Genomic DNA, 25435 nt, shown 5'->3' on the forward strand with positions numbered 1-25435 from the left:
TTTGTTATTCCCTTGACACCTCTTCGCACAACCCAAGTAGACTTATCCCGATTCGAATCGAAAGAAAACAACAAGCCCCAAGTGCCGCCGCACTAAAGCCACATCAACATCAGGAGAAGCATGAATCCCTCGCGCCGTCTGTTTCTGCAGCAGTCCGCAGCCGTTAGCCTCGCCTCCCTGTTGCCCTTCCGTTCGGCCTTCGGCGAAACCAGCATGCCCATCGGTGTCCAGCTCTACACCGTGCAGGACGAGTTGAAGAAAGACGCCGCGGCAACTTTGCAAGCCCTCGCAAAAATCGGTTACCGCGAGGTCGAGTCCTTCCCCCTTCAGAACATCACCGCCGCGCAGATGCGAACCTTGCTCAACGACGCCGCCTCAAATGCCCCAGCGCCCACCTCTTCTTCGGCATGGGCGAAACTGCCCAGCTCCTCGATCAGGCCAACGCCCTCGGCGCCCACTACGCCGTCAGCTCCGTCCTTTTGCCAGTCACCATCACGGGTATGGACCTGCCAAAGATGAGAGACATGATCAAGGCCTACACCCTCGACGACTATAAGAAGATCGCCGCCAAAGCCAACGAGATCGGAGCGCAAGCCCAGAAGGCTGGTCTCCAATACGCCTATCACAATCACAACTTCGAGTTCCGCGACTTTGGCGGCCACACCGGCTATGAGACCCTCCTCAAAGAAACCGACCCCAAGCTGGTCAAGTTCGAACTCGACTGCGGCTGGATGGTCACCTCCGGCAACAATCCCATCGACTACTTCACCAAATATCCCGGCCGCTATCCCCTCATGCATGCCAAAGACTTTCCCGCCGGCACTCCCGTCAACACCACCAGCGGCGTAGACCCCAACCATCGTCCCACCGAGATTGGCCGCGGCCACATCGACTTCAAGCCCATCATCGCCGCCGCCGAAAAGTCCGGCCTCCAGCACATCTTCGTCGAGCAGGATCCACCCATCGAAGGCATGACCTCGCTCGAAGCCGTAGCCGTCAGCTACAACGCTCTCCGTCCCCTCGTCTAATCAAAGAAAAGATCGTCCCCGTAAACACGTCACGCAGACAAATCTGCATCCAATAGTCAGCCATTGCACCAGGGGGAAACATGGAAACAGAGGAACTAGCACTAGCCGAAGATCGCCGCTCCATGAGCAAGCTGATCCTGTTCGCAACTATCGCATCGGGAGTCATCGCAGCCTACCTGATGTACCGCCGAGGCGAATCGTTAGGAACCATCGCCAAGCAAGCCGTCACAAATCCGATTGGTTCCCTAATGACCGAAGTAAAAAATAAACTCTAATAAAAAGAGCACCATCTCCACGGCAATCAACAAAATGCACTATCTCGATCGGAAACCAATAAAGCGCGCGTCATCTCAATCCAGACTAAGAATTTCGTCATCTCGACCGGAGCCGTGCAGTCTCATCGCACGGCGCAGTGGAGAGACCCCGCATTTTGTTTTTGCCGTTACAAAACGCGAATCTACGTTGCCGTATCCAGATGGAAGGACTCCGTGTAAGCCTCCACCGGATAGCCCTTTTCCTTCCACGCCGCAATCCCGCCCCGCAGCAGCTTCACCCGCGTAAAGTTCAGCGCACGAGCCTTGCCCAGCACCATCTGGCTGGTCTCCTCGTCGCCGCCCGTGCAGTAGATCACCGAGTTCTGATCTCGCGAGAAATGAGCTGTCTGATCAGCAATATCCTTCGGTGCGATCCGCGTAGCGCCAGGAATAATCTCCGGATGCGCCAGAAAGTCCAGCGGCTGGCGCACATCGTAGAGCAGAGTCTTCTTCGCCTTTAGCAGCGCATACAAAGCCTCAGGCTCAATGCTCTTCTCGCGAATCTCGCGTCTGGCAAGAATCCGCCGCATAAAAAACCCAAGGACCAAAACGCAAACCACCGCAACAGCAATAGTAGTCACACTCATCCTGTCCTCCACGTATAGCCAGATTAGATGTACGCAACCGAAAGCCAGTTGTTGCGCAGCCAATTTGAACCCGACCAACGGGAGGACCGAAGCGCCCAACCACCCAGAAAGGTACACAAGTCACGAAGTGACCGCCTCCCGCGTAGGGAGCCCGTCCGGCAGGACACTTGTCTTCGAATAAAGTCACCACAGTGGAGCTACAGCTTCCTCCTCAAACACAGGCTGCGGCCCACCGTGGCCGCCAATGTGGAGTGCCGTCAGGAATGGCTTCGTCTGCGGATCGTAGATCACGGTAATCGCTCCAGCGTTCCCCGCCGTCCCATTGCTGCCATCTCTCCCATCCAGACCGTTGCGCCCGTTTTGTCCGCTGGGTATTCCAATCCCCCCTGACCCTCCGCTTCCCCCGCGCCCGCCCTTTCCACCCGACCCGCCCGCGCCTCCGCTACTCGTTACCGAAAGCGACCCGCCCTGCGGATCTACCAGGTAAAAACGCTCCTTATGTCCTGCGGCAGAGACACCCAGTTGCAGCAGAGGATGAGTCCCAGATCGCAACGCAACCCTCATCTGCACAGACGGTCCATCGCCGCCAGATCCTCCATCCTGGCCATCCGAACCATTGGTCCCATCGGTTCCGTCTCCTCCAGCCGAAGGATTATTCCCATCAATAGATCCCATGCTGCCGCTCGAACCGCTCATTCCATCGGTTCCATTGAATCCGATCGAGCCACCACTACCTGAGAAGTTTGATACAAAGCTGATGTCGTATCGGACCGGAACGTCGAGATCGGCGCGGACACTTGGCTGGCTGGGCACTGTAATAGTGACATGCCCCGTCTTTCCATCGCTGACCCTGGGATCGCGAGGCAGAGATAGCACACCTTTCTTATTGACCGACACAACACTGGTTGTGACCGCCAGGTCCTTCCACAGAACCTTGCCCTTTCCCGCGCCCTCCGTCACCAACACCGCCCCATTCGGGCCGATCAGTGTGGCTATCAGAGAAGCCTTCTGCCCCGGCGCAATACCGGGATCTTTAGAGAGACTGGCTTCTATCGACGTGACGGGAGTTTTGGCAAGAGAGATCCTCTGTCCGAGCCGGACCTGTATGCTGCTGCAGCCAGTCAACACAAATGCAGAGGCCAGTCCCAGCCATGCCATCTGCCTGAAGGGGGAAAAACTCAGCGACCCAAAGCTGCTCACGTTCTTGGACTCCACGAAACTTCCGGCTGCTGTATCAACGGCAGCTCTTCTGCAACGAACCCGAAGATAACCGCCAAGTTGTGTCCTGAATAGTCTCACCCGACCAGCGGGAGGACCGAAGCAGCTAACCCACCCAGAAAAGGTACACAAGTCACGAAGTGACCGCCTCCCGCGTAGGGAGCCCGTCCGGCAGGACACACGCCTTTAAAACATAGGCCGCTTAGGCTTACCAATCAGCGGAGTATTCAGCAGCCTGATCAAAGGCGCAGCCACCTTGAACCGCTCCACCACATCCTTCAGCAGCCCAGGCGAAGTAGCCCGCTCTATCGGCAGCGTAGCCGACAATCCCCACTGCCTGCACATAATCAAATCGATCGCAGGATCCTCCGCAGCAAACCCCTTCGGCGGCCGCGTCAGCGAAAGCGTCTCGGTCTCCTGCATCAGCGACCGCAGCTTCTTCCCCGCCGTAATCTTGCGGAACTCCAGATGATGATCCACCAGGTATCGCCGTATGGCCAGCAGCTGCTCCCGCTCCGGCATATATACCCCGGCAGCTATCAACACCTCGGTCGAACTCACCTGCAGATAGAACCCGCCCCCCGAGGTCTTCTGAAGACCATCCCTCGCCCACCACGCCGAAACATGATGCTTGTAAGGCCGCTTGTCCTTGCTGAAGCGAATGTCCCGGTAGATCCGCATCAGGATCTTGTTCGCTGGCCGCAGGTGCTCGGGCGAAAACTCCGCCATCGCCTCATTTACCTCGCTGATCAGCGCCAGCATCGGCTCCTTCAGCTGCTTCTCGTAGATGTGTTTCCGTTCTCCAAACCACTCGCGGTCGTTGTTCTTCTTCAGCCCCCGCAAAAACTTCAAAGCCTCATTCGAAAACTGTGTCCCCATCCCTCAATCCTATCCGCTCGTCGTCACCCTTTGCTGCTGCCCTTTTGTTGTGGTCTTTGCCGTTGTCCTTCTTGTTGTCATTCCCGAAGGGAATCTGCGTTGCCCTCCGCCACCCCAAACTCCTCCAAAAGATCATCACTTACTCGACAAAAAAAGAGCACAAGCCATAGGCCTATGCTCTTCGAAAAGATACCAAGAGAGGAGAGTTAGCTAGTTAAAGAGGCGGCGCCGAACGCTCGCTGCTACACCCACTAACCCGGTTCCCAAAAGAAGCAGCGTGCTTGGTTCCGGAGTGACGCCGGTTCCACCGCCGCCAACCGTACCAGTGATCGGAGTGCTTGCTGAAAACGCATCTTCCAAAGCAAAGTAGGTGAACCCGCCCGGGGCAATAGCAGTGACGAAATTAACCGTGCCTTTTGTCAGGTCCAGCGATATGTTCGAGAAGTTAGAGTCGGGACCACCGTAGCCTGTGGTATCCGACTTATTGCCTGGATCCCCAAATGTGGTGATGCCGTCTCCATCAAATCCGAAGATCGGATTGCCTGCCCCGCCATTGAGGTTGATGCTGCTGATGGTCAAAGACGAGTTATTGTAGAACCCGACAAGCTGGTCGTCGGACCCGTCATAGTTTGGAGAAGGGCTCGGGCCCGCCCCCGCCGTGAGAGTTCCAGCTGAATTTACAGTGATCACCGTAGTGCAGCCGGTAGCAAACCCAAGGTTTGGGCAGACCGGTGTGGCGAATGCGGCAGCTGGGAGCAAAAACCCCAGTGCAAGAGTTGTGAGTTTTAGGCTGTTCATCGTGGAGTCTCCTTGAAATGACGTACAAGGGCCCGGTCGTGATGTTTTCCCAACAAAAAGCAATCGAAGGGCCACCATAAACCCCGTATTCAACACGTCGCCACATGTTGACATTGCAAACTCTTGCAGGAAAAAGGTAGGCCGTTCTTCATCGAGGGAGAAGACTCAAATGCTGACAGGGCTTAATTTAGGTGCCATTTCATAAGTTGAAAATAAACTTGCAGAATGTGGCGTACTCCAAACGGCTGCAGAGTTGCAATTTTAAACACCACGTTTACCACGCAATCCACCACGATCACACCAGCAAAAAACCACGTTCTGCACCATGGTTTTTGCCAAAACCCCCCGAAAAACCCCACAAAGCACCCCGCCATTTTTTTCTCCCGCTACCATGTAAAAATCCACGTGTGTGACTCCAACTCCAACTCCGGCTTTTTCTCTGAAGACACCATCGTAGCCATCTCCACACCACCCGGCCGCGGCGGCATCGGCATCGTCCGCCTCTCCGGCCCCGCCGCCCGCACCATCGCCGAACCCCTCCTCAAACTCCGCCATCCCCTCGCCCCTGGTCAGGCGCGCTTCGCAGAGGTCCTTGATTCCACAGGGGAAATCCTCGACGAAGCTGTCGTCACCTACTTCCAGTCCCCCCACTCCTACACCTCTGAAGACGTAGTAGAGATAGCCGCCCACGGCTCCCCCGTCCTCCTCGATCAGCTCCTCCGCCAATGCGCCGCCAACGGTGCCCGCCTCGCCGAACCCGGCGAATTCACCCAGCGAGCCTTCCTCTCCGGCCGCCTTGACCTCACCCAGGCCGAAGCCGTCCACGACCTCATCGAATCCACCACCCTCCACCAGGCCCGCATCGCCGCTCAGCAGCTTGGCGGCTCCCTCTCCCGCCAGATAACTCCAATAAAACAACAACTTATAAGCCTCATCGCCGCAATGGAAGCTGGCATCGACTTCGCCGAAGACGACATCGACCTCCTGCCCCAAGCCCAAATCATCACCCAAATCGCAGCAATCGAAGCCCCCCTGACCGCGCTCGAACACTCCTTTTCCTACGGCCGCATCGTTCGCGAAGGCTTCTCCATGGCCATCGTTGGTCGCCCCAACGTCGGTAAATCTTCTCTTTTCAACTGTCTGGTCGAACGCGATCGCGCCATCGTCACCGCCTCACCGGGTACAACCCGAGACCTGGTCACAGAACGCGTCTCCCTCGACGGCATTCCAGTAGAACTCATCGACACCGCAGGTCTGCGCGACTCCGCTGATGAGGCCGAGTCAATCGGCATCCAGAAATCTCGTGAAGCCATGTCAGAAGCCGACATAGTGCTTCTCGTCCTCGATGCCACCGCTGCGCCCCACGAAGAAGATAAAGCAACGGCAGCTGCTTTAGTGGGCCGCCCTTCCCTTATTGTTTACAACAAGCAAGACCTCGAACACTCGCAATCGCAGACCTGGGAAGGTGCTCTTCAAGTGGTTGGGACGTCCGCTCTCATGGGATCGGGTATCCCAGAGTTGCGTCGCGCAATCCTGTCACTAATGACAAAAGTGGTCTCCAACATTGAAACCGCAGTTCTAACAAACCGACGGCAACAGCAATCAATTTCGGATGCGTTGCAAGCTCTTAATCAAGCACGACGTGCCGCAGCCGAAATCATCCCTCACGAGATGATCCTCCTCGATCTCTACGAAGCTCTCCGCGCTCTCGATGCCTTTACTGGCTCTACAACGACCGATGACATCCTGAACCTCATCTTCACCAAGTTCTGCATCGGCAAATAACTTTACCTAAACGACAGTTCATGTCAGTGATACTTGGTGGAACTGGCCTACCCGTGAAGGTACTTCAGCCGGAAGAATTGTTGAATCCGCGAGAACAAACGCCGCAGACTAGTCGATCCTCGTCAGTGGCAGCGGGTCACTCATCACCGAAATCCTATGTCGCCTGGAGGAGGAAGACGGCTGGTTTTGCCTGATCGCTAATTCGCCCCAGCATACCCGGTTGCGACCCAGCGCCTTTGCCTGGTAGAGCGCCTTATCGGCCGCCTCAAGCAGGTCTTCCTTGCAGCTCGCGGCACTCGGGTAGCAGGATGCTCCGCCGCAGCTTACCGTTGAAAGCCTGGGATGACTGCCCGGCTCAGGCAGCGCTGGAGAACCAGCTACCTCGACGAGTTTGCGGATGCGCTCAGCAACGATCGCCGCTCCTTCCTCGGTTGTGCCGGGAAGCAGAACGACGAACTCTTCACCCCCGAATCTGGCTGCGAAGTCGTCCTTGCACCGCAGGCCTTGCAGCAGTAGAGAAGCTACTCGCACCAGGACGCGGTCGCCGTACAGATGCCCGCGTGTGTCGTTTGTGAGCTTGAAATGATCGATATCGATCACGATGGCGGATAAGCATGTGCCGGAGCTAACAGCCCCGCTCCACAGTTTGGCAAACTGCAACTCATAAGCATGTCGGTTGGCTAGTCCGGTCAGACTATCGATGCTAGAGATTCTCTGCAGCTCAACGTTCAGGAAGGAGAGCTCTTTGCTTTGAATCTCGCTGCGCAGCCGCATCAAAAAGCCGAGCCGCTCTTCTCTGCCGGTGCTGTAGTTCGCAATCACTGTCATGGAGATGGCGCAGACCGCCAAGGTAATTCCGAGCAGCTTTTCCGAAGAGTTCAGGAAGTGATCGTGTTTAATGAAGATAAGATCGCTTGCCAGCATAACGACCGATGCGCTGAGAGCGTAAAAGAACTGAAGTCGCATCACGACATTGACAAAGATGACCGCAACGATGAGGCCTACCTGAGCGTACGCGGAGGAGGCCGCATTTTTATTGCTCTCGAGGTAAAGGTGCACGACTCCTATGAGACAGCTCGCCCCGGCGATGCTCGTTTCGCGATAGATCTTGTTTGGACTCCAGCGCATGGTGAGATTAATCAGGAGGGCCAGAGGGGTGACGATGCACAGGCGAAGTTGTAATGGAAGCCAGGAGCGACCGCCCTGAAGAAGGTGATCGACGAGGACATAAGCATTGAAGAGACCAATCGCAACCAGGCCTTCCAGCCAGAGACGTTCGGATCGGCGAGCGAGCGTCGACTGCTCGAAGGCGTTTTCAAGAGGAACCGGCAGCGCCAATCTCTGAAAACCTCGTCGTGAAAGCCGCTCGATCTGCTGAATCGCAAGCTCGTGAATGGAAGTGCTCGGCATCGAAAGTCGCCTCTACTCAGCGGTGTGTCTTGCATCCCTGAAGGTTCGTGTTTCTATGGCGGCGGTTCAGAGACAAATCGTAACCATAAAGATGCTGCCTGCATGTTACTAAAGCGGAGACGAAATACACGCGTAATTACAAGGGTTGCATGGTACTTCCGTGTCATTCTCTCTGAGCCTGCTCAATCGCTATCAGCGGTTTGACAGGCTTAAGAGACGAGAAGATTGTCGATCAGACGCGTGCGGCCCACATAAGCCGCTACTGCGATGAGCACACCGCTCTTAGCCGATGACTCAGGGAGAAGCGATCGGGCGTCGACGATTGCGAGGTAGTCCACTTTTATGCACGTTGCGGTCTCCAAAGTGGTTCTTCCAATTTGCAGGAGCAATGCACTGCGGCGTTCGCCCTGGATGATGCTTTGTTCGATTGCAGTCAGCGCACGATGCAGGACTAATGCCTGTTCACGCTCCGAAACGCTAAGGTATCTATTTCTACTGCTCAGAGCCAGGCCGTCGGCGTCTCGCACGATAGGGCAACTGACCAGCTCGAGGTCAAAGTTGAGATCCTGAACCATCTGGCTCAAGACGGCGATCTGCGCGGCATCTTTTTGACCGAAGTAGGCGCGATGCGGCGCGACGATGTGAAACAGCTTGGCAACAACGGTGGTTACCCCGGTGAAGTGTCCTGGGCGGGAGGCTCCGTCCAACCGGTCGCCGATGCCGGATACGGTGATGGTGGTTACGGCGCCGCTAGGGTACATCTCTTGAGCTTCGGGGGCAAAGAGGATGGCCACACCTTCCGCCTCAAGCTGCCTGCAGTCTGCCTCGAAGGTTCGTGGATACTGGGCGAAGTCTTCTCCTGGCGCGAACTGCAGGGGATTGACGAAGATCGACGCCACGACAGTCTGGCATTCAGAGCGGGCTCGCTGGACCAGGGAGAGATGACCCCTATGGAGCGCACCCATCGTCGGCACAAAGCCTATTGAGACGCCCTGCGTCCGGAGATCGCGGCAGATGCCTTGCATCTCCGCAACACTCTTTACGATCTTCATCAAATAACAGCTCCTCTCTACCGCATAGCTGCGGGATTCTCTCTTTGATTCTTCTGATCTTCTTTAGACGGACACGCACCGCCGTCGACGGGCTCGAATTGACGTCGAGATCGTTTGTGTGTGGCTGCGGTCTGGTTGCTACCCAACTGCTTCGATCGGGTCGGCCGGCTCGGTTGATTCGGCCGATTCATTCATCAATTCGCGAACCTCGCGGGAGAAGTGGTAGCTTTCGGCGTCCGCGGGGAAGGTTCGGGCGTCTACGTCGTGCCGGTACTCTTCCAACGCCTTGCGCATGACTCCCGCTACGTCGGCGTATCGCCGGACAAACTTTGCCGGAGGCGAGAAGGTCATGGTCATCATGTCGTGGAGGACGAGGATCTGTCCGTCGCAGTCGGGGCCGGCACCGATTCCGATGGTGGGGATGCGGAGCTCTTCGGTGATGATGTGGGCGAGTTCGCGGGGAACCCCTTCGAGGACGACTGCGAAGCAGCCAGCCTCCTCGAGAGCCAGCGCGTCGGTGCGCAACTCGTCGATCGCCTGCATCGTCTTGCCCTGGACTTTGTAGCCTCCCATGCGGTGGACGCTCTGGGGGGTGAGTCCGATGTGTCCCATGACGGGGATCTCGGCGGCGGTGATTCTGCGGATGAGGTCGGCGCGGTCGCGGCCACCTTCGAGCTTGACGGCTTCGGCTCCTGACTCTTTGACGAAGCGGATTGCGTTGGCGAGGGCTTCGCGGTCGCCGGTGTGATAGCTGCCGAAGGGCATGTCGGCCACGAGCAGGGCGCGTTTTACGGCACGTCGGACGCCGCGGGTGTAGAGGAGCATCTCGTCCATGGTGACGGCGAGGGTGTTCTCGTGGCCCTGCATGACCATGGCGAGCGAGTCGCCTACGAGGAGAACGTCGAGGCCAGCCTCGTCGATGAGCCGGGCGCTGGCGTAGTCGTAGGCGGTGATGGCGCTGATGGGCCGGCGTAGAAGTTTCTTTTCGAGGAGGGAGGGGACGGTGACTTTGGCGAGGGAATCGGCCTGTCGCCCAGCTTGGGCATCGGCTCGTTCCGTTGAGAACGTGGTCAGACTCATTGCAATCTCCAGTGCAGCTCCGCCGCGTGTCGTCTTAGGAAGGCGACTTTGGCTGGATACCACCTGTCCCAGAAGGTACCTGGGCCGTGATTGACTTTACGCGTCTTGTGGCCCGAATGGCAAGGCGTCTATCGAATCCCCGAAAGTTAGGGGGGTACCCCCCCTATTACCCGCGCGCAACTCTTTTATTGTCAGTAGCTTACAGAAGAAAGCCACATTCAAATACGTCATTCTAAACGGCTTACGCGCAGATACGTGCAAACAAAAGGGTTAGATTGCTTTTTGGTCTCTGGCAGGTGACAGAGTGCCCTTGCAACGATCTAACTATACTAATTATAGCGGTTGAACGGAAACTAATGCGCACGGGATAAACCTATGATTGCAATTGGTTTGCATGAGGCTGGGGCTTGACAGCTTTTAGGATTGCTCTCTGAACTGACATTTATCATCCTTGCTGTCCAAGGCGAAGAGGAGAATACTCTTGAGGCGCTGAGTATATGTCTGAAGACAAAAAGACTTATGGGGTGCATCAGCGCTAAGCTCAGCAGAGATCGCTGCGGGCGTGATCTCAAACAAGTTTAGTAGCCAATTAAGCTGGTGGGGCTTATTGCTAATATGTGCCATTCCATTGGTACTGACTTTTGTCTGGATTTATAGGAGAGAACGCGAAAAGGGAAGGTTGCGGAGTCTCTGGCAGGTACACCCCATCTCATATTCGATAATTGCCCTAATCGCACTCGTTTTTTTTTGGACATCGGGGTCTCTCTTAATTGCGAAGCTGCGCACACCTTCGAAATCACAGATCTCAGCACAGTCTTTGGAACCGATGGCCAAACCTGTAAATCCCGCTCCTGTCCCAGCTGTCATTCCACAAACTGTGGCAATCAAACCAGTCGCCCCTGACGTTACCGTATCGCCTAAGGTCAAACTGACCCCGCGATCAAAAGAACAAAAGACTGATCCCCCTGTTACGCGAAACCCGCAACCCGCACCTCCGACCGAAAACCTTTCTCCCGCACCGACTCCCATGCAGCAGCCGTCCAACGTGGGGTGTATTGGCGGCAGCGGTAATGCCTGTGTAGGAACAAATCAACCGGGCGGGGTTGTGATCGGGACACTGGGAAGCGTTCCTCCTCCCGATCGAACCTTGAGTCCAGATAATGTAACAAAGGCAGTAGATCTCCTGAAGCGAGCAGGAAGTGAGACTCGGATATTCTTCATTACGTTCCCCACTCAAGCTAGTGACGATGGAGAGATAGGAAAATTCACGCTAACCTTGGAAAACGTCTTCAATAAGGCCGGGTGGAATCCATATCGCGAGAGAAATGTTCAATTAGGACAGTTTCGTTCCATATCTGAGCGTTCATCGTCGGAAGGAGAGGGGATTGGGTGTAGCCTGCCTGATCCCCCGACACGCGAGTCTCAGTTAGCAATGCAGGCCTTATCGCTGTTGGGTTATCCATGCACTCACCCGTCGGTATATCAACCATTTGCAAATCCAGGTCAGCAATCAAATTTTGGGTTTGCGTTATATGTATCTGTCGGAACAAGAATAAAGCCAGAACAATGAAAACGAACACGAATACCACGAAGGCCCGGAAGCCTAGAGCGGTTTGAAAAGGGAATGGCCTCACTGGTTCGTTCGCTGAAGCCATGGTCGAAGTCGACCGCGAGGAAGACAGTCCGCAAGCGGACTATCAAGTTTCAAAGAAGTTAAACTGCACTCTGCTAGGCGCGGCCGCGGGCGGAGCCTGGGGGTGGGGGGTAGTTGGGTTTTAGCTTTACGGGCTCTACGATCTCGGGTTCGAGGGCGATGGGGCGGTGGGCGGCGACCATCTCGGCGATGGCGTATTTTAGCGGCTCGATGCCCTCGCCGGTAACGGCTGAGATGGTGAAAAAGGGGAGCTTGCGGCGCTTGGCCATTGCGGTGAGCTTTTTGAGCTTTTCGGGATTGGCTACATCGGCTTTGGCGGCTACGAGGATGGTGGGCTTGGCGGCAAGCGCGGGGTCGAAGCTTTTGAGCTCTTCGGTGATGACTTTGTAGTCGGCGACGGGGTCGGGACGGGCTGATCCTACTGCCGCGGCGCTGCCTTCCGCGGCGCCGGAGTCGGAGACGTCGACGAGGTGGACGATGACGCTGGTGCGTTCGATGTGTTTGAGGAACTGGATGCCGAGGCCAGCGCCGAGGTGTGCGCCTTCGATGAGGCCGGGGAGATCGGCGACGGTGAAGGACTCGGTGTGGGGGAAGTCGCCGACCTGGACGACGCCTAGGTTGGGCTCGAGGGTGGTGAAGGCGTAGTTGGCGATCTTGGGTTTGGCGGCGGAGAGGCGGGAGATGAGGGTGGACTTGCCGACGTTGGGATAGCCGACGAGGCCGGCATCGGCGAGGAGACGGAGCTCGAGGCGATAGGCGCGCTCTTCGCCGGCGCGGCCGAGCTCGTGTTCTCGGGGTGCTTGATGGGTGGACGTCGCAAAGTGCTGATTGCCGCGACCGCCGCGACCGCCCTTGGCGATGACGATGGTCTCGTTGGGTCGGGCGAAGTCGTGGATAAGCTCGCCGGTGGCGTCGTCGTAGAGGAGGGTGCCTACGGGAACTTTGAGGGTGGTGCTTTCGCCGGAGTATCCGGAGCAGTTTGAGCCGAGGCCGTGGCCTCCGCGCTGAGCCTTGTGCTCGGGGTTGAAACGGAAGTGGACCAGGGTGTTGTGGCTGAGGGAGGAGGACATGAGGACGTCTCCCCCATGGCCGCCGTCGCCGCCCGAGGGGCCGCCTTTGGGAACGAACTTTTCGCGGCGGAAGGCCATGCAGCCGTTGCCGCCGTCGCCGGCCTTGATGCGAATTTTTGCTTCATCAATAAACATTCTTCAGTGTCTAGTGTACTAGGGTCTGCGCTAGACTGGGATTGTCCGAGCAAGATCGCCGGTTGCGCACGAGATTGCGGAACGGGTTTGACTGTTTGACTCTTGACTGTGGCACTCCTCCTTTATTGATTCAGTTTGTGACAGAAGAGATCTTTCGTCAGAGATCCTGCGTCAGAAAATCGTTGGGTCGCGCTTGTAATCACGTGTTAATCGCGATGTGACAAGGTTAAGACAAATACATGACATTCCGAATGTCAGGCGCGGAACGAACGAATGCGCCTGAGGCGGCAGCAATTTTTGAGGAGACAGATGACACGATATTTAGGGAAGAGCGTTTTTTTGGCGTTGGCGTGCTTGATGGTGCGGCCGATGGGGGCGCAATCGACGACGCAGGGTGCGATTGTGGGGACGGTGTTCGACAATACCGGCGCGGTGGTGCCGGGGGCGGCGATCGAGATTCGCAATAACGGCACGAACGCGACGCTGACGTTGACGTCGGATTCGGCGGGACTGTATCGCGCGCCGCAACTGCCGCCGGGAAGTTATACGGTTACGGTCAAGGCGACGGGATTCGATGTGCAGCGCGAGAGCAATGTGACCGTGGAGGTGAGCCTTGCGACGCAGTTGGATGAACATCTAAAGACGGGTTCAGAGAGCCAGACGGTGGAGGTGACGGCGACTGCACCGGTGCTGAACTTTGAAGATGCGACCTATGGTGGCCATCTTTCGAATACGGAGATCGAGAGTATTCCGATCAACAATCGCCGCTGGTCGACGCTGGCGCTGCTGACGCCGGGCGCGACGGTGGACGCGAATGGATATGGATTGATCCAGTTTCGCGCGATCAGCCCGCTACTGAATAACGTGGAGATTGACGGCGCGGATGACAACCAGGGCTTCTATGCCGAGGAGCGCGGGCGCACGCGGGAGGGCTACTCGACCTCGCAGGCCGCGGTGCGCGAGTTTACGGTGAACAGCGGAGTGTATTCGGCGGAGTATGGACGCGCGGTTGGCGGCGTGATCAATTCTGTAACCAAGAGCGGCACAAACGCTCTTCATGGTGAGTTGTACTTCTACAATCGGGACAGCTCGCGCTCGGCTTACGGGTTCCAGACTAATAACACGACCTTCGACGCAACGACGGGCAAGTATGTGACGGCGCCCTTCAAGCCGACGGATAAGCGCAATCAGTACGGTTTCGGTGCTGGCGGAGCGTTGATCAAGGATAAGCTGTTCTGGTTTTATTCCTTTGATGTCTTCCACCGGAACTTCCCTGGCGTCTCGAAGGCAAACAATCCGAGTGCGTTCTTTACGACTCCGGATGCGGCGCTTCCGGCGGGGCAGACCTGCAGCGCAACGACCGGCACGATTGCGGGAAGTGGATCGAGCACGATCGATCAGCAGACCTGCCTGCTGGCAGCGCGATTAAAGGTGAGCTATGCGCAGGGAGCGGCGGACTACAACCAGCAGCTGCAGAATGCGTTGACGGATCTTGGTTCGGTTCCGCGTTACGGCAACCAGGACATCAATACGCCGAAGCTGGACTACCAGATCAACGGCAAGAACCATGTGAGTGTGCTGTATCACCGGCTGCGCTGGAATTCGCCGGGCGGGGTGCAGACCCAGGCGACGAATGCGTATGCGGTGGACGCGTTTGGTACGGACTTTGTGAAGCTGGATTATGGCCTGGTGGAGTTGGAGAGCCTGTGGGGTCGATTTAGTAACGAATTGCGTTACCAATATGGTCGCGAGCTGAATGACGAAGGGCGACAGACTCCGAGCGCTTATACGAATCAGTTTCTGACGCCGAATAACTCGGGCGGCGTTCCGGTTGCCATTGCTCTCTACACCGCGGTGTCGGGCTTTACTGCGGGGACGCCGTACTACAGTTTCCGGACGGCGTATCCGGACGAGCGGAAGTGGCAGGTGGGTGATACTGCGGCGACGATCTTTGGGCGGCACAGCATCAAGTTTGGGATCGACTTGCTGCACAACTATGACATTCAGAACAATCTTTATGAGGGCAACGGCCAGTACAACTACACGAGCAACATCGTTAATTACTTCAGCGATTTGATTGCACAGCATGGGACGTGCAACGCGGCGCTGAGCGGTGTGGGGACGCTGCCCTGCTACAACAGCTTTTATCAGGGCTTTGGGCCGGCGGTGTTCGATCTGAGCACGCTGGACTATGGCTTTTTCTTTCAGGATGACTGGAAGGTGACTCCGCGGCTGACGGTGAACCTGGGGGTGCGGTATGACTATGAGCATCTGCCTGGGCCGTTTACCGGAGTTCAGAATGCGGCTATGTTTCCGCAGTCGGCGATCACGCCGAGCGACAAGAACAACATCGGGCCGCGGGTGGGATTTGCCTACGATCCTTATGGTCAGGGCAAGACAGTGATTCGCGGCGGCGTGGGGATGTACTACGGACGCCTGTGGAATGCGCTGTTGCTGAATGCCCGCTACCAGACGGGCGCAGCGAATACGCAGTTGTCGGCAACGTTCAACAACAGCACGTCGGTGAATGGGGTGTCGATTGCGCCTACGTTCCCGAATGTTGCGACGACTGCTCCGGCAGCGTCGGCGGGCGCTCTGAGCGTGCAGTATCTGGATAAGAATCTGCAGAACCCGATGACGTATCAGTTCGATATGGCGCTGCAGCAGGATCTGGGCAGAGGGATGGTGTTTTCGGTGAGCTATATCGGCGCGCTTGGCCGGGAGCTGCCGAATTATCTGAACCTGAACCTGGATCCGACGAAGACGTATACCTTCAACTACGTGGTGGCTCCTGCGGCGAATACGACCAACTGCGGGCCGGTGGCTTGCGGTACGGTGATACCGACGAAGGTCTACTCGACGCGGACGCAGTCTACCTCGTGCGCGGCGGGCGCGAGCTGCACGGGAAGCTATAAGGCCAACACGCTAAACCCTGCGTTCAATGGGGTGACGGATGTGATCAGCAACATCAACTCCAGCTATAACGGGGTGACGGCGGAGGTTCAGAAGAGGGCGAATCATTTTCTGACCTTCGATGTGAACTACACGTGGTCGCATGCGCTGGACTTTGCGCAGAACGCGGTGACGCAGGCGAGCACGAATGGATGGTTTGATCCTTATGGCAATGCGCGGGCAAACTACGGGAACTCAAGCTTCAACATTCCGCATCGCGTCGTGGCGTGGGGGTTGTTGAACTTTCCTGGGGTGAACGAGGGTAGTCCGTTGAAGTGGATTGCCAATGGCTGGTCGTTGAAGCCGCTGGTGCAGTCGCAGTCGGGGCTTCCTTACAGCTTGACGGTTGGGGGTACCACGCCGAATCAGTGCTACTACACGGCAGGCTGTTTACAGTCGGCGGGGTCGGGGCTCTCGGGGACGGGTGTCAGTTACGTGCCGCAGATCGGGCGCAACACTTTCAAATACCCGGTCACGGTGCAGTCCGATCTGCGGGCGGAGAAGGACTTTACGTTTGCGGAGAAGTACAACCTGCAGCTGATCGGAGAGGCGTTCAACCTGCCGAATCATCTGAACGTGACGGGGGAGACGACGCAGGGCTACTCGAGTACTGTGACGCAGGGGTCCCCGACAACGGGGCCGAGCGCGAACCTGGTCTTCCAGCCTGGGTTCCAGTCGATCACCTCGGCTAACTCGAACTACGCGTATAGCCCACGGCAGATTCAATTGGCTTTGCGGCTGTTGTTCTAGATTGCAGGCGTTGTTTGGAAGGAGGGCGGCGGCTTCGGCTGTTGCCCTTTTTCGGTTAACACGGAAGTGGTCTTTCATAATTGCTGTGTCTGCGGCTAATCTCATAGTGTGGCTGCGACGCTTTGCCTGGATAGCGAGGGGCATGGCGAGCTTACTTTTCAATCTTCCCGTGGTTGCGGCGTAGAGCGGTACAGAATCCGCGGAGAGTGCATGTCGTTCTGTCTGGGACGCGCGAGGTTGAGCGCGGGTGTGAGGAACGTGGTTCGGGCCTGCTTGCTGTGGTGTAGTGCCGCTGCTGCCGTGGGGGCGTGCGCTTGGGGCCAGACGCCGGTGGATGGCGAGGTCAGCGGATTTGTGGTGGATGCGACGGGCGCTGGCCTCAAGGGTGCGGTGGTGCAGGTGGAGAATCTCGCCAACGGATTGACTGCGGTTGCGAAGACCGAGGGCAGAGGCGAGTTTGTGGTGGCGCACCTGCCGGCGGGAGAGTACCGGGTGCTGGTTGGCTATGAGCGATTCGCGAATCTGACGCTGGAGCCTGTGGAGGTCGAGGTTGGCGGGGTGACCTCGGTGGAGGCCAGGCTCAAGGTTGGCGGAGTCATCACTTCGGTGAATGTGACTGCGGTGCCGGAGACACCGGCTACGGTGAGCGTTGATGAGGCGGCGGCCACGGCAACGGCGAGTGTCGTGACCCCGGAGGAGATGGAGCGAACGCCGGTGAATGGGCGGCGATGGCAGACGTTTGCGCTGTTGACGCCGACGGTCAACGCCGATCCGGAGGGGGACGGTTTGTTGAGCTTTCGCGGGGTGGCTTCGACGCAGAACAGCAGTCGAGTCGATGGCGGAGATGATGACCAAAGTTTTGGCGCGGTGCCGCGAGGGACGGGCGGGGAGAGCGGCGCCGAGATCGAAGATGCGGCAGAGACTGGGTCGTCAAAGCGAGTGAGTGCGGGTAGTGTGGATGGCGGTGGCGGATATGGGCGTCATGCGGGTGCGGCTTCCACGTTTTCTCAGGAGGCGGTGAAGGAGTTTCGTGTGAGCGGGCAGAACTACTCGGCGCTGTATGGGCATGCGGCGGGAGGGATTATTACGACTGTTTCGAAGAGCGGAGCAAACACTCTGCATGGGACGGGTTTTTATCTGGTTCGGTCGAGTGCGTTTGGAGCTACGAATCCCTTTTCGATTGCGACGAGCTATGTGGGCGGTGTGAGCACGAGCACCGAGGTAAAGCCAAGCGATCTTCGGCAGCAGTTCGGCGGCAGCGTTGGCGGGGCTGCGGTGAGGGATAAACTCTTCTACTTTTATGCCTACGATCAGCAGCGGAGGTCGTTTCCGGCTATCTCGACTCCCGACGATCCGAACTTTTATTTACTGACGCCGACTCAGAGTGCACTGCTGGGCAATCGGGGCGTGACGCAGACGAAGATAGATGCTGCACTGACATACCTGGATAGTTTGACGGGGACGGTGCCGCGGCGACATGACCAGACGATCAACTTTGGCAAGGTGGATTGGCAGGCGGTGGCGCGTCATCGCGTGAGTTTGCAGTATGACCGGGCACGATCGAGCTCTCCGTCCGGGGCGCGGTCTGCGCCGGTGGTGGATCTGGGAGCGGCAAGCCTGGGGAGCAGCTATGCGAAGGTGGATTCGGTGTTGGGGCGATGGATGTGGTCGGTGTCGCCGAAGCTGAGCCATGAGCTGCGTATTCAGTATGGGCGGGATCTTCAGTTTGAGACGGCATCGAAGCCGCTGCCGCAGGAGCCGGCGGTGGGTCCCGAAGGATATGCTCCCGAGATTGCGATTGGGCCGGATGGATTTACGTTCGGCACTTCGACCTCGCTTGGGCGCACGGCGTATCCGGACGAGAATAAGGTTCAGGTGGCCGACCTATTGACGCTGGTGCGGGGGCGCCATCAGATCCAGGCGGGAGTGGATGTCAGCTTCGTTCATGACGATATTTCGAGTCTCAACAATCTGCAGGGAGCGTTTCACTACGACAGCGGAATTACTTCGGGACACGCGGGTGGACTGGTGGACTGGATCACCGACTATACGTTCAATGTAAACGCCTATCCGAATGGCGGGTGTCCGTCGATCACCGCGAAGGTGCATGATTTCTGCTTTCGCTCGTTTACACAGAGCTTTGGGCAGAAGACGGTGACGTTCGATATGCAGGAGTGGGCGGGGTTTTTGCAGGATGACTGGAGGGTGAGACGGGGGCTGACAATAAGTGCCGGATTGCGTTACGAATACGAACTGTCTCCCCTACCGCAGCAGCCGAATGCAGTACTCGACGCGGTGTTTGGGCAGAAGGGCGCAACGAGCGTGTTTCCAGAGGATCGTAATAACTTTGGCCCAAGGGTGGGGGTGTCGTGGGAGCCGTTCGGGTCGGGACGGGGGGTGGTGCGAATTGGTTACGGGCTATTTTATGGCAGGCTGCCTGGCGCTACTGTGAGCAGCGCGTTGACAAGGACTGCACTGCCCTCATCTACGACCAGCGTTTTGATCTTGCCTACGACGGTTACAAATTGTCCACAGGTTGCGAACCAGGGTTTTGGCTATGCCTGCTCTTACGTGACGCCGCCGCCGGCAGCTGTGGGGAAGACGACTTCGGCGATGGTATTCGATCGGAGATTTCGGCTGCCAGCGGTGCAGCAGGGCAGTTTTTCGATTGAGCGTGAAATGGGTGCGGGGACGATTGCGAGTGCGACGTACTTACTGAATCTCGACCGGCAGCTGCCGAACTCGGTGGATATTAATATTGCGCCGGCGGTGGCGACGAAGGAGTTTCAACTGCAAGGTGGGACAAGTGCAGTGGGTGTTCGGGATGGCGAGACGTTTGTGGTTCCGTTTTATTCGCAAAGGCTGAATACGAACTTTGGACCTGTAACCGACATTGTTTCAAATGCCGATGCGACCTATAACGCGCTGGTGTTGGAGGCGCGGCGTCGGAGCCGTGGTGGGGTGGAGTTTAGGGCGAGCTGGACGTGGGCCAAGGCGATCGACTATGGACAGAGCGGTGGCGCGACGCCGCGGACGAATGGGCAGTTCGATCCGTTTGACGTGCGTTACGACAAGGGCCTATCTGCGTTGAACTATCCGCATAAGTTTGTAGCCAGTGTGGTGTGGGAGCCGAGGTTTACGATCGAGCAACACTGGCTGAGGAGCACAGTGAATGGCTGGGCTGTGGCTCCTATCTTTACGGAGACGAGTGGGAGACCTTACAGCCTGGATATCTTTGGCGGCACGAGGCTGACCGGTGGACATGAGAGCATCAACGGTGCTGGCGGGGCAGCTTATCTGCCGACGGTGGGGAGAAACACGCTGCGGCTGCCGGATACGGGGCGCGTCGATCTACGGTTGAGCAAGGCGGTGCGGGTGAGCGAGGGTGTGAAGGTGCGTGGGGTCGCCGAGGCGTTCAACCTGACCAACAAGGTGAACTACTCGGCGATTATGCAGCGGGCATATCTAGTGGGAACGGAGGCGAATGGTATTACGCCGTTGGTGTTTCAAAGTGCTGCGACGGTTGCGGCGGAGGGGCTGAATGTGCGGCCGTTTGGGACGTTTACGGCGGCGTCGACGGGGCAGTCGCCGGAACGGCAGGTGCAGTTGGGGGTGAGGGTGGAGTTTTGACCTCGAAGAGGTGTCCTGCCGGACGGGCCGCCTGCGCGGCGCGCGGTCACTTCGTGACTTGTATACCTTGTCGTGATTAGGAAACGATGCGGCCCTCCCGTTGGTCGGACGGGGGAGACGGGCTGCTTAGTGTTGTGAGAGGGAGAGGGTGTTGCCGTCGGGGTCGGCGAACCAGGCTACCTTGGCTGCGCCGCCGGGTGCGGTCCAGACGCCGTCGGGACTTTGCTCGAAGTGGGGATAACGGGTGAACGTGAGGCCTTTGGCGGTGAGGTCGGCTACGGACTGGTGGATGTCCTGGACCTCCCAACCGAGGATGGTGAAGGGCGCGGGAGTAAAGTTGCCGACGCGAACGATGCGGATCATGGTGCCGTTGGCTTCCATGACTAAGGCGAAGTGGTCGTCGCTGAGGAAGCGCAGGCCGAGGAGGCCCTCGTAGAAGGCGCGGGACTGGGCGGCGTCGCGGGTGGGGATGAAGGCGATGATGGGCGTTTGGCCTAGCATGAGGGACCTCGCTGGTTGGCTAGTTTATAGCTTGTTTGCTGGCTTGGGAAAGGATTCTGTCCTGCCGGACGGGCCGCCTGCGCGGCGCGCGGTCACTTCGTGACTTGTATACCGGTCTTGATGGGGTAGAGGCTTGGGTCCTCCCGCTGGTCGGATGGAAGGTTGTTTTCTTCTTGCGGTTTAGAGGCAAAGCGGGTGGTGGGGAAGGCTTCGGGGTAGTTCTGCTGGATCCAGGCGGTCATCTTTTCGCGGACGAGGCAGCGCAGGTCGAAGTTTTCGCTGGAGTTGCGGGAACTCATGAGGCAGCGGAGTTCCATGGAGCGGTCGGTGAGGTTAGTGACCTGGAGACCGCAGACCTGTTTGTTCCAGAGCGGCGAGGGGTGGACGATGGATTCGAGTTGCTGACGGAGGGCTTCGACGGGGATGGAGTAGTCGACGTAGAGGAAGGTGGTGCCCATGATGTCGGAGGACTCGCGGGTCCAGTTCTGGAAGGAGTTTTCGATGAAGTAACTCAAGGGGACGATAAGGCGGCGGAGGTCCCAGATGCGAATGACGACGTAGGCGGAGTTGATCTCTTCGATGCGGCCCCACTCGCCCTGAACGACGACGACGTCATCGATGCGGATGGGTTCGGTGAGGGCGATCTGAAGGCCGGCGAGGAAGTTTGCTGCGGTAGACTTGGCGGCGGTGGCGAGGATGAGCGAGGCGATGCCGGCGGAGGCGAGCAGGCCGGAGCCGTAGTGCCAGATGCGTGGGTCGTTGAAGGTCCAGAGGAGGGCGCCAATGTCGATGATGACGACGAAGGCGATGAGCATGCGGCGGAAGAGTTGGAACTGGGTGTGGACGCGGCGGGCCTGAATGTTGTTTTCGGCGTTGAGGTCGTAGCGCCGCAGCATTACGGATTGGAGGACGTAGATGCAGCCGATGGCAAACCAGCCGAGAGAGGCAACCATCGCCATGATGAGGCCCTGGCGGATGGTGTCTTCGAGCTTGTCGGAAAGGCCAGGTGCGGCTGGGAGGATGAGAAGGAGGCAGGTGATGAAGAAGATGGCGCGGGCGGGTTTGCCGAGGTAGCGCTGGAGGCCCCAGCCGAGGCCTTTGCTCTTCTCTTCTTTGCGGCGCAGAAGACGGAACAGGACGTAGTGCACCACGTTTGCGAGTACGATGGCGGCGCAGAACAGGAAGATGGCGAAGAACCAGGTGTGGCGGAAGTGCGGGAATGCCTGCGCGAGCAGATTCAGATGCGGTGCAGGAAGGTTGGCCGGGCTGAGCGCGAGTTGGTTCAAGGTTGCTCCGTCTACTTCGCTGCTTAGATGCAACGTAGCTGAGAGCAGTTTAATCGCCGGCGGCGTTGCTGGTGTGACAACGCTATTTATGTTGAAGGTAGTCGAGGCCGTCGAGGACAGCTTTTTCGAGGGCGATGCGCTGGTCGGAGTAGGAGTGGTCAGTCGACATGTGGATGGCGGTGATCTCCTGGTTGCCGGCTTTACGGAGGGCTTCGACGAAGGCGTCGTTGGAGGGTGCGAGGCCGTCGTCGGAGGTGATGACGAGCATGGGGCGTGTGGCGAGTTTTGGCGCGAGCGCGGGGATGTTCCATGCTGTGGCGTTCGCGGCAACCTCTTTGGCGAGGCTTTCGGGGGTGCAGCCGGCTAGCGGGGCCATGCCCTCTTCGGCGAGGTGTGAGGCGAGGGCGGCGACGGCTGCGTCTCGCTGATCGGATTTGAGGGATTGGAACTTGTCGACGCCCATATCGGCGGCGGAGATGAGGCCTACGGCTTTGATGGCGGGATCCTGCGCTGCGACGTAGCGAGCCATAAAGCCGCCCATGCTGTGGCCGACGAGGACGATGAAGGACGGGTCGGTGTGAAGCTTCTTTGCGTTTGCGGGATCGCGCAGGTAGGCGATGGCGGATTGGGTGTCTTCGATGGAGTGGGTGAAGGAGAAGTTGCCGGGAGAGCCCCAGGAGCCGCGGTAGTCGAAGTAGACGACGTTCCAGCCGTCGCGGCGGATGGCCTGGGCGAGATCGAGATTCTTCTCGTTGCCGGGGAAGCCGTGGAGGAGGAGGACGACGGGATGTGGTGCTGGCCCGGGAGCGATGTAGGCGAGGGCGTTGAGGAGCGCGCCGTGGCTGGGGATCTGGAAGGTTTCGAAGGCGGCGGGATTGGTCTTGTCGTGGGCGGGGTCGGTGGTGATGGCGGTGGGGAGTTGCTGGGCATTGAGAGAGAGGTGCAGTGAGGCGCAGAGAAGAGCGAGAGCGACAAGATGGCGATGAGGGCGCATGGTTGATTGTTGTTTGGGGAGGGTGATTTGTAAAGCTGCTGCAATTGCAGAGAATCATGCCGTTACGCCTAGAATAGACGGGTGAGCTTTTCGGAACAGTTCGATGTGGTGGTGGTGGGTGCGGGGCACGCTGGCTGCGAGGCGGCGATGGCGGCTGCGCGGATGGGGCTGCGCACTGCTATCTTTACGCTGAATCTGGATTTGATTGCGCAGATGAGTTGTAACCCTGCGATCGGTGGGATTGCCAAGGGGCATCTAGTGCGGGAGGTGGATGCGCTGGGTGGCGTGATGGGCGAGGTTGCGGATGCTACGGGGATACAGTTTCGTCTGCTGAATACATCGCGGGGGCCGGCGGTGTGGTCGCCGAGGGCGCAGTGCGATAAGGCGCTGTATCGCGTGAAGATGCGCGAGGTGCTGGAGGGGCAGAAGAATCTCTTCATCAAGCAGGCTGAGGTGGTGGATCTGATTGTGGAGGACGAGAATTCCGATATCCCACCCTTCGCAAACAACGCGAAGGATGGGGCACCCGGCGAGTTTTCTCCGAAGCGAGTTGTGCGTGGTTTGAAGTTGCGGGATGGGCGTGTGATTCATGCCGCGGCGACGATTGTTACGACTGGGACGTTTCTGAATGGGTTGATTCATTGTGGAGAACAGCAGTACACGGCGGGGAGGGGTGGGGAGCCGGCTAGCGTGTTGCTCGGGGAGGCGTTGAAACGGCTGGGGCTGCGGGAGTGCAGACTGAAGACGGGGACGCCGCCGCGGCTTGATGGCCGCACGATTGACTGGAGTCAGTTTCAGGAGCAGCCTGGGGATGAAGACCCGACGCCGTTCAGCTTCAGATCAGCGAGTCAGCGAGTTAGCGAGTCAGCGGGGCAGCGGTGGGTTCCGAACCTGCGGCAGGTCAACTGCCATATCGCGCATACGACGCCGGGGACGCTGCGGCTGATTCGCGATAATGTGCATCGCTCGCCGATGTACACGGGGCAGATCGAGGCGATTGGACCTCGGTACTGTCCTTCGATTGAAGACAAGATTGTGCGGTTTCCGGAGAAGACGCGGCACCAGTTTTTTCTGGAGCCGGAGGGGTTGAATACGCATGAGGTCTACATCAACGGCATGAGCACAAGCCTGCCGATGGAGATCCAGTCGGCGATGGTGCGGTCGATACCGGGGCTTGAGAGGGCGGAGATGCTGCGGCCGGGGTATGCGATTGAGTATGACGCGATCGATCCGACGGAGCTGGATCGTACGCTGCGGGTGAAGTCGTTTGCGGGGCTTTATCTGGCTGGGCAGATCAATGGGACGAGCGGGTATGAAGAGGCGGCTTGCCAGGGCTTGATGGCGGGGATTAATGCGGCGCTGGCGGTGAAGGCAGCCCTGAGCGGCGAACCAGAGGATGGCTTTACGCTGGATCGGACGGAGGCTTACACGGGGATTCTGATCGACGATCTGATCAGTAAGGGTACGAATGAGCCTTACCGGATGTTTACTTCGCGGGCAGAGTTTCGGCTGCACCTGAGGATCGATAACGCGGACAGCAGGCTGACTCCGCATGGTCGGCGGCTGGGACTGATCGATGATGCGGCGTGGGCGGAGTACGAGGCGAAGCAGGCTCGGGCGGATGCGTTTGAGAGGCTGTTGGGTTCGGCTCGGGTGCGGGCGGAGGAGTTGCCGGTTGCGCTTCGGGAGAGGCTGGATGGGGACGCGGCTGGGATTAGCGGGCAGACGTTTGCGCAGCTTTTGAAGCGTCCGGAGGTGCCGGTGGAGGAGATTGCGCCGGTGCTGCGGGAGAGGCTGCGGGATGGGGATGAGGTGCTGGGCGGTTGGGTGGCGGCGATGGATGCTGCGGGCGATGCGAGGTTGCCGGCGTGGGTTCGGAATGAGATGAAGACGGTGGAGACGGAGATCAAGTACTCGGGGTATCTGGACCAGCAGCGGCGCTCGATGGAGAAGATGCGGAGGGCGGAGAAGCGGGCGATTCCGGGGTGGTTCGATTACTCGACGGTGAGCGGGCTCTCGAGCGAGATGAAGGAGATTCTTTTGCGGGTGCGGCCGCAGACGATTGGGCAGGCAAGCCGGATTGCTGGGGTTACGCCTGCTGCGGTTAGTTTGATTCATGTTTATATCGAGATTCAGGGTAGGGCTCGGGTGGCTTAAGACTTGTCCTGCCGGACGGGCCCACTGCGCGTGGGGCGGTCACTTCGTGACTTGTGTACCTTGTTGCGGCAAGTGTAGTGCGTTGGTCCTCGCGATGCTCGGAAGGAAGATGTAACCGTGGGTGCGGTTTTGGCGTCCAAGCTTGTGTGGATTGG

The 25435-nt window shown here is 58.3% G+C and carries 18 protein-coding genes; 7 read left to right on the forward strand and 11 right to left on the reverse strand.

What is annotated here, in order from left to right:
• The first annotated feature begins 120 nt into the window (after positions 1-120).
• The 3 genes from HDF08_RS19355 (at position 121) to HDF08_RS19365 (ending at position 1303) form a co-directional block, all read left to right on the forward strand.
• Complete coding sequence (locus HDF08_RS19355) at positions 121-519, forward strand: hypothetical protein (RefSeq protein WP_179640306.1); 399 nt, start codon at positions 121-123, stop codon at positions 517-519.
• Positions 408-1028, forward strand: a complete 621-nt coding sequence (locus HDF08_RS19360; RefSeq protein ID WP_179640307.1) for a sugar phosphate isomerase/epimerase family protein — start codon at positions 408-410, stop codon at positions 1026-1028. The genes HDF08_RS19355 and HDF08_RS19360 overlap by 112 nt, the downstream gene beginning before the upstream one ends.
• A gap of 80 nt (positions 1029-1108) precedes the next feature.
• Entirely contained in the window at positions 1109-1303 is a 195-nt protein-coding gene (locus HDF08_RS19365) for a hypothetical protein (RefSeq protein WP_179640041.1), read from the forward strand.
• A gap of 182 nt (positions 1304-1485) precedes the next feature.
• Here HDF08_RS19365 and HDF08_RS19370 read toward each other — a convergent pair whose 3' ends face one another.
• The 4 genes from HDF08_RS19370 to HDF08_RS21865 all read right to left on the reverse strand — a co-directional run bounded on the left by HDF08_RS19370 (position 1486) and on the right by HDF08_RS21865 (position 4824).
• A complete protein-coding gene (locus HDF08_RS19370) occupies positions 1486-1929 on the reverse strand; it encodes a rhodanese-like domain-containing protein (RefSeq protein WP_179640308.1) in 444 nt (147 codons plus the stop codon).
• Positions 1930-2112: 183 nt separating this feature from the next.
• Positions 2113-3129, reverse strand: a complete 1017-nt coding sequence (locus HDF08_RS19375) for a hypothetical protein (protein ID WP_179640309.1) — start codon at positions 3127-3129, stop codon at positions 2113-2115.
• A 204-nt stretch (positions 3130-3333) separates the two neighbouring features.
• The gene (locus HDF08_RS19380; RefSeq protein WP_179640310.1) at positions 3334-4026 is read right to left on the reverse strand and encodes a DUF2461 domain-containing protein; all 693 of its coding nucleotides are present in this window, start codon (positions 4024-4026) and stop codon (positions 3334-3336) included.
• 210 nt (positions 4027-4236) lie between these two features.
• Positions 4237-4824: a PEP-CTERM sorting domain-containing protein gene (locus HDF08_RS21865; protein ID WP_257031286.1), complete on the reverse strand. Its 588-nt coding sequence runs from the start codon at positions 4822-4824 to the stop codon at positions 4237-4239.
• Between the two features lie 405 nt (positions 4825-5229).
• On the opposite strand from HDF08_RS21865, the gene mnmE reads away from it, so the two are divergent.
• Positions 5230-6609: a tRNA uridine-5-carboxymethylaminomethyl(34) synthesis GTPase MnmE gene (gene mnmE / locus HDF08_RS19390; RefSeq protein WP_373563238.1), complete on the forward strand. Its 1380-nt coding sequence runs from the start codon at positions 5230-5232 to the stop codon at positions 6607-6609.
• Between the two features lie 108 nt (positions 6610-6717).
• Here the strand turns inward: mnmE and HDF08_RS19395 are convergent, their stop codons facing one another.
• From HDF08_RS19395 to obgE, 4 genes are all read right to left on the reverse strand, one after another.
• Complete coding sequence (locus tag HDF08_RS19395) at positions 6718-8019, reverse strand: GGDEF domain-containing protein (protein WP_179640312.1); 1302 nt, start codon at positions 8017-8019, stop codon at positions 6718-6720.
• A gap of 209 nt (positions 8020-8228) precedes the next feature.
• Positions 8229-9071 carry a pantoate--beta-alanine ligase gene (panC, locus tag HDF08_RS19400; RefSeq protein ID WP_179640313.1) on the reverse strand — a complete coding sequence of 281 codons (843 nt, stop codon included), beginning with the start codon at positions 9069-9071 and terminating at the stop codon, positions 8229-8231.
• Positions 9072-9209: 138 nt separating this feature from the next.
• A complete protein-coding gene (gene panB, locus HDF08_RS19405) occupies positions 9210-10151 on the reverse strand; it encodes a 3-methyl-2-oxobutanoate hydroxymethyltransferase (protein WP_179640314.1) in 942 nt (313 codons plus the stop codon).
• A 1728-nt stretch (positions 10152-11879) separates the two neighbouring features.
• The gene (gene obgE / locus HDF08_RS19410) at positions 11880-13010 is read right to left on the reverse strand and encodes a GTPase ObgE (protein WP_179640315.1); all 1131 of its coding nucleotides are present in this window, start codon (positions 13008-13010) and stop codon (positions 11880-11882) included.
• Between the two features lie 309 nt (positions 13011-13319).
• On the opposite strand from obgE, the gene HDF08_RS19415 reads away from it, so the two are divergent.
• A complete protein-coding gene (locus tag HDF08_RS19415) occupies positions 13320-16712 on the forward strand; it encodes a TonB-dependent receptor (protein WP_179640316.1) in 3393 nt (1130 codons plus the stop codon).
• Positions 16713-16922: 210 nt separating this feature from the next.
• Positions 16923-20342, forward strand: coding sequence for a TonB-dependent receptor (locus tag HDF08_RS19420; protein WP_179640317.1), 3420 nt, complete (start codon positions 16923-16925; stop codon positions 20340-20342).
• Between the two features lie 126 nt (positions 20343-20468).
• Here the strand turns inward: HDF08_RS19420 and HDF08_RS19425 are convergent, their stop codons facing one another.
• The 3 genes from HDF08_RS19425 to HDF08_RS19435 form a co-directional block, all read right to left on the reverse strand.
• Positions 20469-20843, reverse strand: coding sequence for a VOC family protein (locus HDF08_RS19425; RefSeq protein WP_179640318.1), 375 nt, complete (start codon positions 20841-20843; stop codon positions 20469-20471).
• A 92-nt stretch (positions 20844-20935) separates the two neighbouring features.
• Positions 20936-22129, reverse strand: a complete 1194-nt coding sequence (locus HDF08_RS19430) for a mechanosensitive ion channel family protein (RefSeq protein ID WP_257031287.1) — start codon at positions 22127-22129, stop codon at positions 20936-20938.
• A gap of 82 nt (positions 22130-22211) precedes the next feature.
• Positions 22212-23123 (reverse strand): alpha/beta hydrolase family protein, encoded by a 912-nt coding sequence (locus HDF08_RS19435; RefSeq protein ID WP_179640319.1) that lies wholly within the window; start codon positions 23121-23123, stop codon positions 22212-22214.
• An 81-nt stretch (positions 23124-23204) separates the two neighbouring features.
• On the opposite strand from HDF08_RS19435, the gene mnmG reads away from it, so the two are divergent.
• Positions 23205-25280: a tRNA uridine-5-carboxymethylaminomethyl(34) synthesis enzyme MnmG gene (mnmG, locus tag HDF08_RS19440; protein ID WP_179640320.1), complete on the forward strand. Its 2076-nt coding sequence runs from the start codon at positions 23205-23207 to the stop codon at positions 25278-25280.
• The last annotated feature ends 155 nt before the right edge of the window (positions 25281-25435 follow it).

It is taken from the genome of Tunturiibacter empetritectus (genome assembly GCF_013410875.1).
In the GTDB taxonomy this organism is placed as follows: Bacteria; Acidobacteriota; Terriglobia; order Terriglobales; family Acidobacteriaceae; genus Edaphobacter; species Edaphobacter empetritectus.

Coding starts and splice junctions, on each gene's coding strand:
- HDF08_RS19355 (WP_179640306.1), top strand. CDS start 121: ATGAATCCCTCGCGCCGTCTGTTTCTGCAGCAGTCCGCAGCCGTTAGC.
- HDF08_RS19360 (WP_179640307.1), top strand. CDS start 408: ATGGGCGAAACTGCCCAGCTCCTCGATCAGGCCAACGCCCTCGGCGCC.
- HDF08_RS19365 (WP_179640041.1), top strand. CDS start 1,109: ATGGAAACAGAGGAACTAGCACTAGCCGAAGATCGCCGCTCCATGAGC.
- HDF08_RS19370 (WP_179640308.1), bottom strand. CDS start 1,929: ATGAGTGTGACTACTATTGCTGTTGCGGTGGTTTGCGTTTTGGTCCTT.
- HDF08_RS19380 (WP_179640310.1), bottom strand. CDS start 4,026: ATGGGGACACAGTTTTCGAATGAGGCTTTGAAGTTTTTGCGGGGGCTG.
- HDF08_RS21865 (WP_257031286.1), bottom strand. CDS start 4,824: ATGAACAGCCTAAAACTCACAACTCTTGCACTGGGGTTTTTGCTCCCA.
- HDF08_RS19395 (WP_179640312.1), bottom strand. CDS start 8,019: ATGCCGAGCACTTCCATTCACGAGCTTGCGATTCAGCAGATCGAGCGG.
- panC (WP_179640313.1), bottom strand. CDS start 9,071: ATGAAGATCGTAAAGAGTGTTGCGGAGATGCAAGGCATCTGCCGCGAT.
- panB (WP_179640314.1), bottom strand. CDS start 10,151: ATGAGTCTGACCACGTTCTCAACGGAACGAGCCGATGCCCAAGCTGGG.
- obgE (WP_179640315.1), bottom strand. CDS start 13,010: ATGTTTATTGATGAAGCAAAAATTCGCATCAAGGCCGGCGACGGCGGC.
- HDF08_RS19415 (WP_179640316.1), top strand. CDS start 13,320: ATGACACGATATTTAGGGAAGAGCGTTTTTTTGGCGTTGGCGTGCTTG.
- HDF08_RS19420 (WP_179640317.1), top strand. CDS start 16,923: ATGTCGTTCTGTCTGGGACGCGCGAGGTTGAGCGCGGGTGTGAGGAAC.
- HDF08_RS19425 (WP_179640318.1), bottom strand. CDS start 20,843: ATGCTAGGCCAAACGCCCATCATCGCCTTCATCCCCACCCGCGACGCC.
- HDF08_RS19435 (WP_179640319.1), bottom strand. CDS start 23,123: ATGCGCCCTCATCGCCATCTTGTCGCTCTCGCTCTTCTCTGCGCCTCA.